The sequence below is a fragment of the Acinetobacter sp. PK01 genome, from assembly GCF_022819285.1.
Classification (GTDB): Bacteria; Pseudomonadota; Gammaproteobacteria; order Pseudomonadales; family Moraxellaceae; genus Acinetobacter; species Acinetobacter tandoii.
Genome location: NZ_CP094643.1, coordinates 3,121,557 through 3,139,137 on the forward strand (window position 1 = coordinate 3,121,557; position 17,581 = coordinate 3,139,137).

Sequence of the window (17,581 nt, forward strand, 5' to 3'; positions counted from 1 at the left end):
GTATCTTTTTTCATATTATCAGGCAGAAGAGTTTTGTTTGTATAAAAAAACATCATTATTGGCGATTTTTTGTTAATTTGAGTGTTAAATCGTCATCAATTATTTATTTTATAAATAGTGGTACCTGCCCGTATTCAGCTACAGCGATAACTTCTAATACCAAAGTATGGTACATATACATAATAGATTAAGCTTAAGGAATAGGTGGATTATGGCGTTTTATGGCGATACAGATGCGCAAGAAACCCAAGAATGGCAAGATGCTTTCGATTCGGTTCTAAAACACATGGGAACAGAGCGTGCTGCATTTTTATTAGAAAAATTATATCAACGTGCAATCGCGAAACATGTTCCTATTCAGCGCTTAAACACTCCTTATTTAAATACGGTTTCTGTTGAAGAACAACCAGCAATGCCAGGCGACCAAGATATGGAACGCCGTATTCGTGCATTGATTCGTTGGAATGCTTTGGCAATGGTACTTCGTGCCAATAAAACAGGTGATGACCTAGGTGGTCACTTGGCGAGTTTTGCATCTTCAGCAACTTTATACGATGTTGGTTTTAACCACTTCTTCCGCGCAAACAGCAATAACTTTGGCGGGGATATGATTTATTACCAAGGTCACTGTGCGCCTGGTATTTATGCACGTTCTTTCTTGGAAGGACGTTTAACTGAAGAACAGTTAAGTAATTTCCGCCGTGAAGTGGGCGGTAATGGTTTACCAAGCTATCCACATCCATACTTAATGCCAGACTATTGGCAATTCCCAACGGTATCAATGGGTCTTGGTCCAATCATGTCGATTTATCAAGCACATATTCAAAAATATTTGATGAATCGTGGCTTGATCAAAGAAGAAGATCGTAAAGTTTGGGCTTATCTTGGCGATGGCGAGATGGATGAGCCAGAAAGTACTGGTGCAATTTCACTTGCTGGCCGTGAAAAACTGGACAACTTGATTTGGGTGGTTAACTGTAACTTACAGCGTTTAGATGGTCCTGTACGTGGTAACGGTAAAATCATTCAAGAACTAGAATCTTTATTCCGTGGTGCGGGCTGGCGTGTCATTAAAGTGGTATGGGGCCGTCATTGGGATCCACTACTTGCAAAAGACAGCACAGGCGCTTTAAAAGCGGTCATGGAAGAGACAGTTGATGGTGAATACCAACGCTATCAAGTAAAAGGTGGTGCATACACGCGTGAGAAATTCTTTGGCAAGTACCCAGAAGCTGCGGAACTTGTAAAAGATTTAAGCGATGAAGATATCGATAATCTTAACCGTGGTGGTCATGACCCGTACAAGGTTTTTGCTGCCTATGCAGAAGCAATGAAAGCCAAAGGTCAACCAACAGTTATTCTTGCAAAAACGGTTAAAGGTTATGGTTTGTCTGAAGAAATTGAAGCGGTGAACAAAACTCACCAAATCAAAAAAATGCAGATCGACTCTTTGAAATATGTACGTGACCGTTTCAACCTGCCATTTACAGACGATAAGCTAGAAGAGCTTCCATTCTACCGCCCAAGTGAAAACTCTCCAGAAATGAAGTATATGAAGGCGCGTCGTGAAGCTTTGGGTGGTTACCTACCTGCACGTCGTAAAGAGAGTGAGCAATTAGCCATTCCTGAATTGTCGGTATTTGATGCAGTATTAAAAGGTTCTGCAGGCAAAGAACAATCTACTACCATGGTGATGGTTCGTTTGATTGCTTCTTTACTTAAAGAAAAAGCAATTAAAGACCGCGTAGTACCAATCGTTCCAGATGAAGCACGTACGTTTGGTTTAGAAGGGATGTTCCGTCAGCTCGGTATTTATGCTGCTCACGGTCAAAAGTACACACCAGAAGACCAAGAACAGTTAATGCATTACCGCGAAGCAAAAGACGGTCATATGCTTCAAGAAGGCATTAACGAAGCGGGCGCGATGAGTGCATGGGCAGCGTTGGCAACGAGTTATTCAACCAACAACTTGCCGATGATTCCAATGTACATGTACTACTCAATGTTTGGTTTCCAACGTATTGGTGACATTGCATGGGCTGCGGGAGATGCACAAGCTCAAGGTTTCTTGTTAGGTGCAACTGCTGGTCGTACAACACTGAACGGTGAAGGCTTACAGCACCAAGATGGTCACTCGCACATCCTTGCGAACACGATTCCAAACTGTGTGTCTTATGATCCATGCTTTGGTTATGAATTAGCAGTGATCGTACATGATGGTTTACAGCGTATGTATGTGAACCAAGAGCGTATTTTCTACTACCTAACCGTAATGAACGAAAACTACGAACACCCTGAAATGCCACAAGGTGTTGAAGAAGGCATTAAGCGCGGGATGTACTTATTCGAACAAGATGAGAAAGCAACAGTTCAATTGCTCGGTTCGGGTGTGATTCTACGTGAAGTGATTAAAGCGGCAAAAATCTTACGTGATGAATACCAGATCCATTCAAACGTCTGGAGTGTAACCAGCTTCAATGAGTTGGCGCGTGATGGTATGGCATGTGAAGAATACAACCGCTTACATCCGTTGGCTGAACAAGCGAAAGAAGCGTGGATTTCTCAGTTACTTCGTCCAACAGACGGTATCGTTGTGTCTGCAACGGATCATATGCGCGCTTATAGCGAACAAGTTCGTGCCTACTTACCTGACAACCGTCCATTCGTAGCCTTAGGTACAGATGGTTATGGCCGTTCAGATACACGTGCAAACTTACGTAGCTATTTTGGTGTAGATGCTGCACACATTGTGGTTGCGACCTTGAAAAAACTAGCAGATGAAGGTGAAGTCGATGCGCGCCTAGTCAAAGATGCGATTTCTTCATTTGAGTTAGATACAGACCGTCCAGTGGCATGGGCTCCTCAGGCACACCCTGAAGTTCACGCAGTTGCGGACTATAAAGAACAATCAGGTGAGGAGAACTAAGCATGCAAATCACAACACCTGATATTGGCGTGGACAAAGCCACAGTTGCAGAAATTTTAGTGAAAGTGGGTGACCAGATTGCTGTTGATGACAGTCTAGTTCTCCTTGAGTCAGACAAAGCCTCTGTTGAAGTGCCAAGCACTTCAGCAGGTGTGGTTAAAAGCATCAGTGTTGCAGTGGGCGATGAAGTGTCTGAAGGCGCTGTATTGATTGAGCTTGAATCAGATGCTGCTTCAACTCCTGTCGCAGCAAAAGTGGAAGAAAAAGTAGCTGAACCTACTCCAGTTGCTAAACCAGAAGTAGCTACTCCTGTTGCAGCGACTCAACCAGCGACAAGTGCTGTAGTTGATGTACAAGTTCCAGACATTGGTGTTGAAAAAGCAGTCGTGGGTGAAATACTGGTCAAAGCTGGCGATACGATTGAAATTGATCAAAGTATTGTGGTGGTTGAATCAGACAAAGCGACAGTTGAAGTACCGAGCACGGTTGCGGGCACAGTTGAAAGTGTTGAAATTCAAGCTGGCGACACCGTGAAAGAAGGTGTTGTACTGTTAAAAGTGAAATCAACATCTGCATCAAGTGCGCCAGTTGAAGCTCCTGTTTCTACAGCAGCTCCAGCGGCAGCGCCTGCACCAGTTCAACAAGAAACTGTAACTGCGACTGCTACTCAATCTGGACCAGTTGATATTAACGTTCCTGATTTGGGCGTAGATAAAGCAGTTGTTGCTGAAATTTTGGTACAAGTTGGCGATAAAGTTGATGTAGATCAAAGCCTTGTTGTGGTTGAGTCAGATAAAGCGACTGTTGAAGTTCCAAGTACTGTTGCGGGTGTTGTGAAAGCGATTCACTTGCAAGCAGGCCAACAGGTTTCACAAGGTATATTGCTTGCAACAATTGAAGCTGAAGGCCAAGCACCTGCTGCGGCACCAGCGGCAAAAGCAGAAGTAGCTCCAGCTCCACAGGCAGCAGCACCTAAAGCGGCAGCTCCTGCTCCGACTCAGGCTGTATCTGCTCCAGTTTCTGGTAGTGATAAGTTAACCAAAGAGCAAGAAGCTGAAAACGCTAAAGTTTATGCTGGCCCTGCTGTTCGTAAGCTTGCTCGTGAACTTGGTGTGATCTTGTCACAAGTTAAAACTTCTGGTGAGCATGGTCGTGTTGTTAAAGAAGATATCTTTGCTTATGTGAAGACTCGTTTAACTGCGCCACAAGCTGCACCAGTTGCAGCGGCTGCACCAGCGGTTTCGGGTTTGCCAAAGCTTCCTGACTTCACTGCGTTTGGTGGCGTTGAAGAAAAAGTACTGACGCGTTTGCAGCAAGTATCAATTCCGCAATTGTCGTTAAACAACTTTATTCCGCAAGTCACCCAGTTTGATTTGGCTGATATTACTGAGTTAGAAGATTGGCGTAATGAACTGAAAGGCAACTTCAAAAAAGAAGGTATCAGCCTGACGATTATGGCATTCATCATCAAAGCGGTTGCGCATTTGTTGAAAGAAGAGCGTGAGTTCGCAGGTCATTTATCTGATGATGGTAAATCAGTGCTGTTGCGCAATGAAATCCATATGGGAATTGCGGTAGCAACTCCAGATGGTTTAACGGTTCCAGTATTGCGTAATCCAGACCAAAAAACCATTAAGCAAATTGCAGTTGAATTGGGTGTATTGGGTCAAAAAGCACGTGACAAGAAACTTTCACCGAAAGACTTGCAAGGTGCGAATTTCACTATTTCAAGCTTAGGTGCAATTGGTGGTACGGCATTTACTCCGTTGGTGAACTGGCCACAAGTAGCAATTTTAGGAATCTCACCAGCAACCATGCAGCCTGTTTGGAATGGCAAAGACTTTGACCCACGCTTAATGTTGCCGTTATCTTTGTCTTACGACCATCGTGTGATTAATGGTGCAGATGCGGCACGCTTTACCAATAAGCTCACCAAGTTATTGGGTGATATTCGCAGTTTACTGCTCTAATTTATTTCTAGATCAGCGCATAAAACCTCGCCTCGGCGGGGTTTTTTTTATGGTGATGAATTTGGATAAATCGTAAAAATCTGTTGTGAAGTCTCGTGCATTCGCATGATTTGGTTAAAATGCATAAAGATGTCAAAGATAAATTGAATGCAGGGAGTTGCATGCAGATGTTTGCCTTTTTTAAATTTATGCTGCCAGTCTTATTATTGGTTTTGGTGTTGATGGGGCTTTGGCTCAGTGTGCTGCATTTTCCATGGCATTGGGTGACGTATATAGTGATGGGGCTGGAAATTTTCACCGCCACGATTGTCTTTTCAATGGAATATCAGGCACAGCATATTGGTGGTGCCAGCGGTTGGGGAAGTTTTGGTTGGTTGGGCTTTAATGTCAGTTTGGCGATGTTCTTGGGATTGTGTCGAATCGCTATTTGGCTATATCAACGTTTTGAATTTCAGTTTTAAACTGAACTCAATTACGTGATGATAAAATACAAATGAAAGAGTGGAAAACTTGAGTAAATTTTGTATAATGGTTGCGATTCATTGGGGAGTAGCCGCTTTTTACGCTATGTAAAAAGGTGATGATCAACATAATTGTTCCACAGAACATGGTCATCATAGCAAAGAACCAAATAAGCTTATCGAACAGCTTTTTTTGTTGGCAAGACCTTTGATTTACCACTCTGCATCAATCTATTTGATTTTGGCTAGCAGGAGAGGTAAGTCATAGGCAAATTTTGCTAGCCAGAGAAAAGATGTTATGCATGAGTTCCTCATTTCGACAGCAATTGTCGCACTCGCTGAAATGGGTGATAAAACCCAACTTCTTGCCTTATTATTGGCTGCACGTTTCCGTAAACCTGTTCCTATTCTGATTGCAATTTTAGCTGCAACGCTGATTAACCATGGTTTATCTGCAGTATTGGGGCAGTGGATTACGACTGTTTTGAGTCCTGAAGTCTTAATCTGGGTACTTTCACTTGGCTTTATTGGTATGGCAGTGTGGATGTTAATTCCAGATGAGCTGGGTGATGAGACCGATAGTATCAATAAGTGGCAGAGATTTGGCGTATTCGGTGCAACCTTTGTCTTGTTCTTTTTGGCAGAAATTGGCGATAAAACTCAAATTGCAACTGTGGCTTTGGCTGCGCGTTACGACAGCATTTTCTGGGTGATGGCTGGAACCACAGTAGGCATGATGTTGGCAAACGCACCTGCAGTTTTTGTGGGTAATAAGTTGGCAGATAAGCTACCGATCTCATTAATTCATAAAATTGGCGCAGCCATCTTCTTGATTATCGGGGTCTCGACCTTAGTGCAGCATTATTTCTTCTAAGTGAGATTTTTTAGAAAACCCAGCAAATTAGTTGGGTTTTTTATTAGGTAAATCAGTCAAATAAGTACATAAAAATGAAAACTAGCTCTGTATATTTATTGTAAGTTTAGTTATTTCCATTTATGTTATAGGGAATTAAAAAATTGTACTTAATAGAATAGAATTATTGGGGTTTTGCTATGGCTTTTGATCGCACCACGTCACAAGTGTTATTTGATAATGGCACACATAAGTGCATCAGTTTTACCAGCTTGGTTAAAGGTGAAGGCGTACAGGCAAACCAGTTTCTGATTTTAGATCATGAGCGTGCTGCAGTATTAGATCCGGGGGGAGATTTGACCTATGTACCCTTAACCATGGAACTGAACAAATATACACGCTTGACCAATCTTGATTATGTGATGGCCTCGCACCAAGATCCTGACATCATTACTTCAATGCCACGCTGGCTGGTGTATACGGATGCCAAAGTTGTGGCTTCAAAGCTTTGGGCACGCTTCTTACCCCATTTAAATTCTGCCTTTATGAGTGACCGAATGAAAGGTGGCTGGTTAGAACGCTTGATCGAATTGCCAGACCACGGTGGGATCATTCCTTTGGGTGAATCTAGTATTATTGTTGTCCCTGCACATTTTCTACATTCAGTTGGGAATTTTCAATTTTATGATCCAATCTCAAAAATTTTGTTTTCAGGTGATATGGGCGCATCTATGGTGGATGATGCCAATAAGCCCTTGGAAAATTTTGCTGCGCATATCCCAAAAATGAAAGGTTTCCATCAACGTTATATGTGTTCCAACAAAGTGATTCGCCTTTGGGTAAACATGGTGCGCAGCATGGATGTTGAAATGATTGTGCCACAACATGGTACGCCGTTTATCGGTAAAGAGATGATTAACCAATTCTTGGATTGGATTGAAACTTTAGAATGTGGCATTGACTTAATGGATGAAAGTATTTTTACCTGCCCAACCTAACGTCTTACCCAATTGAGAAATGGGATTGGCTGATCAGACAATCTCATTTCTAACATTAAAACGGGGGCTGAAAAATGCTTTACCGTGTACCTATATTTTTTAAATGATATTTTTTTAATAAAAAATGAAATTTAAAGCTAAATTTGTTTATAATAGCGCACGGAAATTACCAGTGAGACTGTTATGTTGACCATCGTTCAAGAAGCGTTAACCTTCGATGATGTCTTATTACTCCCTGCCTATTCTACTGTCCTCCCAAAAGATGTCTCTCTAAAGACACGCCTGACTCGTGGCATTAACTTAAATATCCCTCTCGTTTCAGCAGCAATGGATACTGTGACTGAGTCACGTATGGCAATTGCGATGTCACAAAACGGTGGTATTGGTATTTTGCATAAAAACATGGATATTGCTGCCCAAGCTGCAGAAGTACGCCGTGTGAAAAAATTTGAAGCAGGTATGGTCAAAGACCCAATTACAGTAACACCAGAAACCACAGTACGTGAGTTGATTGCGATTACGCAAGCCAACAACATCAGTGGTGTGCCTGTAGTAAAAGACGGGAAAGTGGTTGGTATAGTGACAGGACGTGATACGCGTTTTGAAACCAATCTTGAGCAACCTGTAAGCAGCATTATGACGGGTCAAGACCGTTTAGTGACTGTACGTGAAGGCGAATCTAAAGAACAGATTCAAGCACTCTTACAGAAACACCGTATTGAAAAAGTATTGGTGGTTGGCGAAAACAACGAATTAAAAGGTCTCATTACGGTCACTGATTTCCGTAAAGCAGAACTTTATCCAAACAGCTGTAAAGATGACTTAGGTCGTTTACGCGTAGGTGCTGCAGTTGGTACAGGCGTAGAAACACCAAGCCGTGTAGAAGCATTGGTTGATGCAGGTGTTGACGTGATTGTGGTCGATACCGCACATGGTCACTCTGCAGGTGTTATCGAACGTGTACGTTGGGTTAAACAAAACTACCCACAAGTGCAAGTAATTGGCGGTAACATTGCAACAGGTGATGCTGCATTAGCTTTACTTGATGCAGGTGCTGATGCTGTAAAAGTCGGGATTGGTCCAGGTTCAATCTGTACTACTCGTATTGTTGCGGGTATTGGTATGCCGCAAATCTCTGCGATTGACAGTGTTGCCAATGCATTAAAAGATCAAATTCCTTTAATTGCTGACGGTGGTATTCGCTTCTCTGGCGATATGGCAAAAGCGATTGGTGCGGGTGCAAGCACGATTATGGTGGGTTCACTCCTTGCAGGTACTGAAGAAGCACCTGGTGAAGTGGAATTCTTCCAAGGTCGTTACTACAAAGCTTACCGTGGTATGGGTTCATTGGGTGCAATGGCGGGTGCGACAGGTTCGGCTGACCGTTACTTCCAAGACTCTAAAGCGGGTGCTGAGAAGTTGGTGCCAGAGGGTATTGAAGGTCGTGTACCGTACAAAGGACCAATGGGCAATATCGTACATCAAATGATGGGTGGCTTACGTTCTTCTATGGGGTATACGGGTTCATCGACCATTGAAGATCTACGTCAAAATGCAAAATTCGTGAAGATTACTGCCGCAGGTATGTCAGAGTCTCACGTGCATGATGTCACCATTACCAAAGAAGCACCCAACTATCGCGTTGGTTGATTTTTCGTAATTTAGATCTAAAGAGACCGTCAACACTATGACGGTCTTTTTTGTTTTGGTGTAAAGTATTTCACTATGACAAAAGGTGGATAACAGCACCTAGCTATAAGAAGTGAGTAAAACATGAGTTATTTTGGCACAGATGGTATTCGTGGGAAATTTGGAGAATTACCAATTACGCCTGAATTTGCATTAAAACTAGGATTTGCAGCAGGAAAAGTCTTAAAAAAAAATTCGCAGAAAGAAAAGCCAATCGTCGTATTAGGTAAAGATACCCGATTATCGGGCTATATTTTAGAAGCGGCTTTACAGGCAGGACTAAATGCTGCGGGTGTTTATGTGCATTTATTAGGGCCATTACCAACGCCTGCAATTGCCCATTTGACTCGTGCTTTGCATGCGAGCTTAGGGATCGTGATTTCTGCGTCGCATAACCCGTATTTTGATAACGGCATTAAATTCTTTTCTGGTGAAGGCAAAAAGCTGCCTGATGCATTGCAAGAAGCAATTAATCAAGAGTTGGAAAATGACTTGTTGATTGAAGATACTGCCAACTTAGGTAAAAGTGTTCGTGTGAAAGATGCGAACGGCCGTTATATTGAATTCTGTAAATCGACTTTCCCATATCATTATGATTTGTCAAATTTAAAAATTGTAGTGGATTGTGCTAATGGGGCTGCGTACAACGTGGGACCTGCCGTGTTTAAAGAACTCGGTGCCAAAGTAATTGCACTTTATAATGAGCCAGATGGTCTCAACATTAATAAAGACTGTGGTTCAACCCATCCTGAAAACTTACAGAAAGCTGTTGTTGAACATAAGGCAGATGTAGGGATTGCTTTTGATGGTGATGCGGATCGCGTGATTATGGTCGACCGTAATGGTGAACAAATCACAGGTGACCATATTCTGTATATTTTGGCGACACAAGCCAGCAAAAAACCAGCAGGTATTGCTGGTACAGTCATGAGCAACATGGCGCTAGAATTGGCATTAGAACAAGCTCAAGTGCCATTTGTACGCGCTAAAGTGGGCGACCGTTATGTGTTGCAAGCGCTTGAAGAAAATCAGTGGGTCATAGGTGGCGAACCGTCAGGTCATATCTTAACCCTAGATAAGAGCACGACAGGGGATGCGATTATTGCCGCATTACAAGTGCTTACAGTAATGGTTGAACAGAATAAGCCATTGCATGAACTGGTTGCAGACTTCAATCTATTCCCGCAAGTATTGGTCAATGTGCGTTTGGAGCAGATGATAGACCCGTATGCAAACCCTGCAATGGTGGCTGAATTTGAAAAAGCGGAAGCACAGCTCGCAGGTCGTGGTCGACTTTTGATTCGTAAATCAGGCACGGAACCAGTGATTCGGGTCATGGTCGAAGGTGATCAACTAGAAGAAGTGACTACTTTGGCAAATCATCTTGCTGATGTTGTTCGTACCCAAGCCGCTTAAGGAATCATGTCATGAGCGATTTAATTAAAGATTTAAGTGAATTGCGGTTGAGTTATCAGAAAGGGGAATTACTCGAGTCGGAGGTTGAACAGTATCCGCATGAGCAATTTCTTAATTGGTTCAATATGGCCTTAGAGGCACGTTTACACGAACCTTATGCCATGTATTTGGCGACTGCCAACAGCCAAGGTCGTCCACACGTCCGTACGGTACTGTTACGCGGTGCAACTGAAGCGGGTTATGATTTCTATACCAATTATGATAGTCAAAAAGGCTTAGATTTGGTTGAAAACCCTTATGCTGAGCTATTGTTTTATTGGCCCGAGTTGGAGCGCCAAATTCGTGTCAGTGGTCGTGTCGAAAAAATTTCTGAAGATGAGGCAACAGCCTATTATCGAAAGCGCCCACGTGACAGCCAGATTGCTGCACATATCAGTACGCCGCAAAGTGGTGTGATTGCCAGTCGTGACGAGCTTCAGCAGCGGTTCCAGAATTTACAAGAGCAGGTTGTAGATCAGTCCGAATTGGATAAACCTAGTTTTTGGGGTGGCTATCGTTTGCAGCCAGACTATTATGAGTTTTGGCAAGGACGACCAAATCGTTTACATGACCGTCTGAGTTATGAAAGAATCGATGGTAAATGGAAATTACAACGACTGATGCCTTAAATGACTCAGATACAAATTAAACAACGACCTTATTTAACACGCCCTGAAAATATTCAGGGCGTGTCACCTTTTATTGCACAAATTTTGGCGCGCCGTGGGGTGCAATCGGAACAAGAACTGGAATTAAAGCTAAAACATCTTTTAGCTCCGAATTTAAAAGGATTGCCTCAGGCGGTTAAACTGCTCGATCAAGCCCTTGATCAGCAAAAAAAAATCGTCATTGTTGGAGACTATGATGCAGATGGTGCTACCAGTACGGCATTAATGGTTTTGGCATTGCGAGAAATGGGGGCACAAGTGAATTATCTGGTGCCTGACCGCTTCAAATATGGTTATGGTTTAACCCCTGCAATTGCAGATTTGGCTTTTGCGAAGTTTCAGCCTGATGTTTTGGTTACAGTAGACAACGGGATTTCTAGCCATGCGGGTGTGGCTCAGGCACAAGCACATGGCATGCAGGTGGTGATTACCGATCATCATCTCACGACCAAAGAGACGCCTGCTGCTGAGGCTGTGGTGAATCCTAATCAATTGGGCTGTGAATTTCTAAGCAAAGCCTTGGCTGGTGTAGGCGTTGCGTTTTATCTGTTGGCGAATTTAAGTAGTGGTCGTGCTCAGCAAGGTAAATCCAGTGCCAAAATGGCGCAGTATCTGGATTTGGTGGCTTTGGGGACTTATGCGGATGTTGCAGCACTGGACTATAACAACCGTATTTTGGTTGATGCGGGCATTAAACGGATTCAGCAACAACAGTGTCGCATCGGGATTTCGGCTTTATTGGAAATAGCTGGGCGTGATGCCACACAACTGAAAGCCCCAGACTTAGGTTTTGTCTTGGGACCACGAATTAATGCTGCGGGACGCATGGAAACCATGGACATTGGTATTGAATGTTTATTGGCAGAAGAGTACAGCACCGCATATGCTTTAGCTCAGCAACTGAATCAGTTGAATGTGGAACGACGTCAAGTCGAAACTCAAATGAAGCAGGATGCTTTAACAGCTTTGGCACAATTCAAACTTGAGCTGAGCGAGACACCTGCTGCGTTGATTTTATTTGAACCCCATTGGCATCAAGGGGTGATTGGGATTGTGGCGGGACGCTTAAAAGAACAGTTTCACCGTCCTGCCATTGTATTTGCTACCGATGAAGATGGTGAGCATATTAAAGGCTCAGCCCGCTCAATTGAAGGTATTCATATTCGTGATGCCATAGAAAACGTGGCAGAGCAATTTCCACACTTGGTCAGCCATTTTGGTGGACATGCCGCTGCTGCTGGCTTAACCATCAAGAAACAGCATTTCGATGAATTTAAACAGCATTTTGTTCAACTCATCCAAAGTATGGATGAATCACTGTTTCAAGCAACGTTGTGGACCGATGGCATATTACCGACTGAGGCATTGAATTTAGATACGGTTCATTTACTGCAAAATTTAACCCCTTGGGGGCAAAAATTTCCTTCCCCTATCTTTGAAGGGCAGTTTCAGGTGTTGGATTATCGTTGGTTAAAGGAAATTCACTTGAAATTACGTCTGGCTTTGGAGAACGGACAAGTGGTGGACGCGATTGCTTTTAATGCTGCGGATAAATTCAGCTTTGATCCAATGCAGTCCTCGGTACATTTGGTCTATGAATTAGAACAGAATAGTTTTAATGGGCAAGTGAGTTTGCAATTGCGAGTTTTGCATTTGCAATAATAAAAAAACCGCTGAATTCAGCGGTTTTTTTTAATTAAAGCTTAGGTAAATTAGAATTAGAAGCGGTATTTCGCTGCTACACCAAACTTGTTGTAGTCATTGTTACCAACTTCACCAAAACCTACACGACCTTCAAGGCTCACTTGCGGAGTAAAGAATTTACGTGCATTTACACCGAATTCATTGACATCGTTTAAGTCATTGCTGTAGTAGTCTGCACCCACACTGAAGCTTTTATCAATGAAATAGTCAGCAGCAAGGTTGTATTCGTCTAAGTCACCAAAAGAAGCACCTGCTTCAAGGTTGATGTCTTTACCATTGCTGAGTTGAGTGACATATTTTGCACGGATTGTAGGGTCTACACCGTCATCATGGTCATTGTCATAACCTTTAAGACCAGCAGCCACTAAGAAACCAGGTGCTGGTAAGTAACCCACTTCAGCGCTGTAAAGTGTGGTGTCAAAGTCAGCACCGTTATTGAATTTCACATCTTGGCGACCAACATTACCGCTCAAGTAGAAATCTGAGTTTGGAACAAAGTATTCAGCACCAACACCATAATTGTTGACTTCGTCATCACCTACTTCGTTATAAGCATAGTGCGCATTCACATTACTTGCACGGTCTAGGAATGCAGCTTCGGCTAAAGGTGCATTACGGGTTTGAACTGGGTTGAAGTAATAGGTGCCATCTACACCAAAAGAACCGCTTGAGCTGCCGTTATCAGGATCGATTAGTCCAGCAGAAGCACCAACTTCGGCTTGGTATGCATGAGCTGTTCCAGTCATGGCAACGACAGAGAACAACGCTGAGGCAATTGCTAATTTTTTCATGGAAAGGACCCCTCTGAAACTTGGCTAAAAATAAATTAATTTTTTGTTACACTTTTAGTCTAGGGCAAAACAAGATTGCGTCAACAGCGTGAAGGTTACGGAATTGTTTCGGGCGTAATATTATGTAATTACCTTTTATTAAATATTTGATATATATTAAATTTAATAATTGTAGTGATTTATTAAAATTGTGGATATTCTATGAATAGCATAGAAAATGGTGAAATATTCGACGAAATTGTAAGTAGAAAATACTAAAAAACACGCCGAATGGCGTGTTTTTTGGAAAGCTTTAAAGGTCAGAAAATCTTAAAAACGCAGTGTGGCATTTAAATTAAAGCCTTGTATATCATCACCAAAACCAACTGCACCACCGACTGCAAAGTTTGGACTGAAGAAATACTTAGAGCGTACCGAGAAGAAGTCGATATCCTCATCGCCATCATCTTCTATGTTATAAGCCAGTCCAAAGCTAAAAGCAGGATCAAAGTAATAATCTGCGGCTAAGTTGATAGTGTCGACATCTCCCCAAGCGCCCTCTGCTTCAAGATTGATAAACTGTCCTTGACCCACTGGTGCAACATATTTGGCTGCTAGCGCAAAACGGTTATCGTCATTGTCTTCATCTCCTTGGTAGCCATCAATCCCTGTAGCAAGGAGTAAGTTGGAGATTGGCATATAACCCACTAAGGCGCGGTAGGTCGTGGCATCGTAATCGTCTTTATATTTAGCACTACCCAGCACCGATTGAATTTTGGTTTCATCTTTTGCTTGCCCAAAACCCACTTGCCCGTTCAAATAAAATTGTTCGACAAAATACTCTATGCCAGCACCAATATGATGTGCTTTACTTTCTTGAGAAATGCTATTGCCTAAACCATCGGACAAGGTTTTACTGTCCCAGTAATTATAGGTATAGCTCAAAGAAGCATTGCTATTGTGACCTAAGAAAGCCGCTTCATTAAGCGGTGAATTTTTTACTATAACAGGATTAAAGTAGAAGGTTCCTTTTAGGTCAAACTGTCCTTCAGCATCAGTAATATCATCATCGCGGTCAAAATAACTAAAGCCTGTATCTATTTGAGCATCATAGGCAAAACTTGAAGATGCCATAAGTGCCAAAGCTAAACTCGTAAGAACTTTTTTCATGTAATAAACCCCTAAAGTGGTTGTCGTTATAAAAGTGTTATGTTTTTTTAAGTGGAGCTATTGTTGATAAATCCATCAGTGCCGTCAATTCCTAATTGCAGGTAGTGGCTAAAAATCTCCAAATGCTCTGTGCTATAATTGAGGGCTATTTAAGCTAATTATTGATTTGAGAGCAGCTCCCGTGGAAATTAATCCTTATTTAAACCAATTAAAAGATTTAAACGACCGTGGTCAAACACTACGGGGGTATCTTTGACTACGATCTAAAGAAAGAGCGTTTAGAAGAAGTTTTACGTGAATTAGAAGATCCTACAATTTGGAATGACCAGAGCCGTGCACAGGCTATGGCTAAAGAAAAAGGCGAACTTGAAAACGTTTTAAACGTGTTGGATGGTTTAGCCACTCAACTTGAAGATGCACAGGCAATGCTGGACTTGGCCGTAGAAGCCGATGATGAAAGTCTGTTGGCAGATGTACAAGCTGAATTATCTTCAGCCGAGGAAGAGCTGGCAAAACTTGAGTTCCGTCGGATGTTCAGTAACCCAATGGATCCAAATCCATGTTATGTGGAAATTCAGGCAGGTTCAGGTGGTACTGAAGCTCAAGACTGGGCGTCCATGCTGTTGCGTATGTATATGCGCTGGATTGAGCGTCATGGCTTTAAAGCTGAATTGATGGAAGAGTCTGATGGTGATGTGGCTGGAATTAAATCAGCGACCATTCGTGTAGAAGGTGAGTATGCTTATGGTTGGTTACGTACCGAATCAGGCGTGCATCGCTTAGTGCGTAAATCACCATTTGACTCGGGTAACCGCCGTCATACTTCATTCTCTGCAGTGTTTGTTTCGCCAGAAGTGGATGATAACATTGAAATTGATATCAATCCTGCTGATGTGCGTACCGATACTTATCGTGCTTCGGGTGCAGGTGGTCAGCACATTAACAAAACCGATTCTGCGGTACGTTTAACGCATGCACCTACAGGTATTGTGGTAGCGTGTCAGAACCAGCGTTCACAACATGCCAACCGTGACCATGCGTGGAAACAGTTACGTGCCAAGTTGTATGAGTTGGAAATGAGCAAACGTAACGAAGCAGCGCAAGCATTGGAAGATTCGAAGTCTGATATTGGTTGGGGCAGTCAGATTCGTTCATACGTTTTGGATGACTCACGCATTAAAGATTTACGCACTGGTGTTGAAAACTCGAATACAGGTGCAGTATTGGATGGTGACTTAGATAAATTTATCGAAGCCAGCTTAAAGCAAGGCTTATAAGTCAATTATCATCAATAACTTAGCTAAGTTTGATGCAGTTTTTTACAATATATCTAAAATGTTCGATATAAAAATCGAAAAAATACGATATATTAAAGAAAAGCTGAATCAAGCTTGCACATGATTGAACCTGTCTGAACTATGGATATTGATTTAATTTTTAAAGCACTGGCGAATCCGACCCGTCGACAAATTTTGGAATGGTTAAAACATCCTGAACAATTTTTGTCGAGTGACGAATGTGGTGACTTTAGACGAGGCGTATGTGCGGGGCACATTGAACGTTTAGGTAAAGTCTCGCAATCGACCATGTCCAATCACCTATCGGTGCTCCAGCAAGCAGGTTTAATTCAAGTCGAAAAATATGGGCAATGGTCTTATTTTTCCCGCAATGAAGCCTTGATTCAGCAATATATCGAACATTTGCAACGTTCACTTTAATTGAAAAAGTGGCGATCGAGGCGACTATGGCTGAATTGAATACTCCTTTAACTCTGGGTGATCTACACTTAAAAAACCGTGTGATTATGGCACCTTTAACGCGTAGTCGTGCAACAGCAGACCGCGTGCCAACTGCCATGATGGCGGAATATTATGCGCAGCGTGCAAGTGCAGGTTTGATTATTTCTGAAGCGACCGTGATTTCGGAAGAAGCCAATGGTTACTTGAATACACCGGGGCTATTTAATGAAGCACAAGTTGAAGGCTGGAAACAGGTCACTCAGGCGGTACATGCCAAAGCTGGCTTAATTGTGGCGCAGTTGTGGCATGTGGGTCGTGTATCGCATCCAGATTTACTCAACGGTGAAACCCCTGTTTCGGCAAGTAATGTGCAACAGAAAGGTTATGTCAGCTTATTGCGTCCAAAACGTGAATATGTGGTGCCCCGTGCTCTAGAAATCGCAGAAATTCAAGCCATTATTGAGCAATATAAACAAGCAGCGATTCATGCCAAAGCAGCGGGTTTTGATGGCGTTGAATTACACGCAGCGAATGGCTATCTGATTGACCAGTTCCTACAAAGTTCCACCAATTTACGCGATGACCAATATGGTGGCAGTGTCGAAAACCGCGCACGTTTGTTATTAGAAGTGGTCGATGCGCTGATTGAAGTTTGGGGTGCAGGTCGTGTTGGGGTACATTTGGCACCTCGTGGCGACGAACATGACATGGGCGATGCCAATCCACGTGAAACATTCGGTTATGCACTCGAAGAATTGGGTAAACGTAATATTGCCTTTTTCTTTACCCGAGAATATTTGGCAGATGACAGTATCAGTACTTACTTGAAACAACGTTCAGGTGGCGTACCATTGATTGCTAACATGCGTTTAAGCCGTGAAGATGCGATTGACTTATTGGCAACAGGACAGGCAGATGCGGTGTCTTGGGGTAAAGACTATATTGCCAATCCAGATTTGTTTGAGCGTTTGGTTCAAGATGCGCCTCTGAATGAGCTTAAGCTAGAAAACATGATCGGAACAGATGTAGCAGCAGGATATATTGATTATCCAACTTTAGCTGAAACTGAAACAGCAGTGGTTTAAATTGCTTTTCAGCTAAATTCACGACAAGATAACAGCGCAATTTACCCAGTGTGATAAATTGCGCTGTTTTATTTGTAATCGTTTTTTCGGAGC

The 17,581-nt window shown here is 42.7% G+C and carries 14 protein-coding genes and 1 riboswitch; of the genes, 12 read left to right on the top strand and 2 right to left on the bottom strand.

What is annotated here, in order from left to right; translation table 11 throughout:
* The first annotated feature begins 211 nt into the window (after window positions 1–211).
* From aceE to recJ, 9 genes are all read left to right on the top strand, one after another.
* Window positions 212–2,926, top strand: coding sequence for a pyruvate dehydrogenase (acetyl-transferring), homodimeric type (aceE, locus tag MP622_RS14760; RefSeq protein WP_016168835.1), 2,715 nt, complete (start codon window positions 212–214; stop codon window positions 2,924–2,926).
* Between the two features lie 2 nt (window positions 2,927–2,928).
* A complete protein-coding gene (locus MP622_RS14765) occupies window positions 2,929–4,896 on the top strand; it encodes a 2-oxo acid dehydrogenase subunit E2 (RefSeq protein ID WP_243791608.1) in 1,968 nt (655 codons plus the stop codon).
* Window positions 4,897–5,063: 167 nt separating this feature from the next.
* A complete protein-coding gene (locus MP622_RS14770) occupies window positions 5,064–5,357 on the top strand; it encodes a hypothetical protein (protein ID WP_243793555.1) in 294 nt (97 codons plus the stop codon).
* A 71-nt stretch (window positions 5,358–5,428) separates the two neighbouring features.
* Window positions 5,429–5,570: riboswitch (yybP-ykoY riboswitch) on the top strand.
* An 85-nt stretch (window positions 5,571–5,655) separates the two neighbouring features.
* The gene (locus MP622_RS14775; protein WP_243791610.1) at window positions 5,656–6,231 is read left to right on the top strand and encodes a TMEM165/GDT1 family protein; all 576 of its coding nucleotides are present in this window, start codon (window positions 5,656–5,658) and stop codon (window positions 6,229–6,231) included.
* A gap of 179 nt (window positions 6,232–6,410) precedes the next feature.
* Window positions 6,411–7,208 carry an MBL fold metallo-hydrolase gene (locus tag MP622_RS14780; protein WP_243791612.1) on the top strand — a complete coding sequence of 266 codons (798 nt, stop codon included), beginning with the start codon at window positions 6,411–6,413 and terminating at the stop codon, window positions 7,206–7,208.
* Between the two features lie 183 nt (window positions 7,209–7,391).
* Entirely contained in the window at window positions 7,392–8,858 is a 1,467-nt protein-coding gene (guaB, locus tag MP622_RS14785) for an IMP dehydrogenase (RefSeq protein WP_016168830.1), read from the top strand.
* A gap of 123 nt (window positions 8,859–8,981) precedes the next feature.
* Entirely contained in the window at window positions 8,982–10,313 is a 1,332-nt protein-coding gene (gene glmM / locus MP622_RS14790) for a phosphoglucosamine mutase (RefSeq protein ID WP_016168829.1), read from the top strand.
* An 11-nt stretch (window positions 10,314–10,324) separates the two neighbouring features.
* Entirely contained in the window at window positions 10,325–10,981 is a 657-nt protein-coding gene (gene pdxH / locus MP622_RS14795) for a pyridoxamine 5'-phosphate oxidase (protein WP_243791614.1), read from the top strand.
* Window positions 10,982–12,682, top strand: a complete 1,701-nt coding sequence (gene recJ / locus MP622_RS14800) for a single-stranded-DNA-specific exonuclease RecJ (RefSeq protein ID WP_243791615.1) — start codon at window positions 10,982–10,984, stop codon at window positions 12,680–12,682. It begins immediately after the preceding gene.
* A gap of 56 nt (window positions 12,683–12,738) precedes the next feature.
* Here the strand turns inward: recJ and MP622_RS14805 are convergent, their stop codons facing one another.
* Together MP622_RS14805 and MP622_RS14810 are read right to left on the bottom strand one after the other, a co-directional pair.
* Window positions 12,739–13,515: a putative porin gene (locus MP622_RS14805; protein ID WP_044738891.1), complete on the bottom strand. Its 777-nt coding sequence runs from the start codon at window positions 13,513–13,515 to the stop codon at window positions 12,739–12,741.
* Window positions 13,516–13,824: 309 nt separating this feature from the next.
* A complete protein-coding gene (locus MP622_RS14810; RefSeq protein WP_243791617.1) occupies window positions 13,825–14,664 on the bottom strand; it encodes a putative porin in 840 nt (279 codons plus the stop codon).
* A 181-nt stretch (window positions 14,665–14,845) separates the two neighbouring features.
* Between MP622_RS14810 and prfB the strand changes: the two genes are divergently transcribed.
* From prfB to MP622_RS14825, 3 genes are all read left to right on the top strand, one after another.
* A protein-coding gene (gene prfB, locus MP622_RS14815) for a peptide chain release factor 2 (protein WP_104441339.1) occupies window positions 14,846–15,941 on the top strand; the annotation gives its coding sequence in 2 pieces (ribosomal slippage) (window positions 14,846–14,917 and window positions 14,919–15,941; 1,095 coding nt in all).
* Between the two features lie 141 nt (window positions 15,942–16,082).
* On the top strand, window positions 16,083–16,382 hold the full coding sequence (locus MP622_RS14820; RefSeq protein ID WP_016168823.1) for a metalloregulator ArsR/SmtB family transcription factor: 300 nt from the start codon (window positions 16,083–16,085) through the stop codon (window positions 16,380–16,382).
* A gap of 26 nt (window positions 16,383–16,408) precedes the next feature.
* Window positions 16,409–17,488, top strand: coding sequence for an alkene reductase (locus MP622_RS14825; RefSeq protein ID WP_044738892.1), 1,080 nt, complete (start codon window positions 16,409–16,411; stop codon window positions 17,486–17,488).
* The last annotated feature ends 93 nt before the right edge of the window (window positions 17,489–17,581 follow it).

Bases quoted from the DNA above. Each gene is read 5' to 3' on its own strand.
- MP622_RS14805 (WP_044738891.1), bottom strand. From the start codon at position 13,515: ATGAAAAAATTAGCAATTGCCTCAGCGTTGTTCTCTGTCGTTGCCATG.
- MP622_RS14770 (WP_243793555.1), top strand. From the start codon at position 5,064: ATGTTTGCCTTTTTTAAATTTATGCTGCCAGTCTTATTATTGGTTTTG.
- MP622_RS14775 (WP_243791610.1), top strand. From the start codon at position 5,656: ATGCATGAGTTCCTCATTTCGACAGCAATTGTCGCACTCGCTGAAATG.
- MP622_RS14765 (WP_243791608.1), top strand. From the start codon at position 2,929: ATGCAAATCACAACACCTGATATTGGCGTGGACAAAGCCACAGTTGCA.
- MP622_RS14820 (WP_016168823.1), top strand. From the start codon at position 16,083: ATGGATATTGATTTAATTTTTAAAGCACTGGCGAATCCGACCCGTCGA.
- aceE (WP_016168835.1), top strand. From the start codon at position 212: ATGGCGTTTTATGGCGATACAGATGCGCAAGAAACCCAAGAATGGCAA.
- glmM (WP_016168829.1), top strand. From the start codon at position 8,982: ATGAGTTATTTTGGCACAGATGGTATTCGTGGGAAATTTGGAGAATTA.
- recJ (WP_243791615.1), top strand. From the start codon at position 10,982: ATGACTCAGATACAAATTAAACAACGACCTTATTTAACACGCCCTGAA.
- guaB (WP_016168830.1), top strand. From the start codon at position 7,392: ATGTTGACCATCGTTCAAGAAGCGTTAACCTTCGATGATGTCTTATTA.
- MP622_RS14825 (WP_044738892.1), top strand. From the start codon at position 16,409: ATGGCTGAATTGAATACTCCTTTAACTCTGGGTGATCTACACTTAAAA.
- MP622_RS14780 (WP_243791612.1), top strand. From the start codon at position 6,411: ATGGCTTTTGATCGCACCACGTCACAAGTGTTATTTGATAATGGCACA.
- pdxH (WP_243791614.1), top strand. From the start codon at position 10,325: ATGAGCGATTTAATTAAAGATTTAAGTGAATTGCGGTTGAGTTATCAG.
- MP622_RS14810 (WP_243791617.1), bottom strand. From the start codon at position 14,664: ATGAAAAAAGTTCTTACGAGTTTAGCTTTGGCACTTATGGCATCTTCA.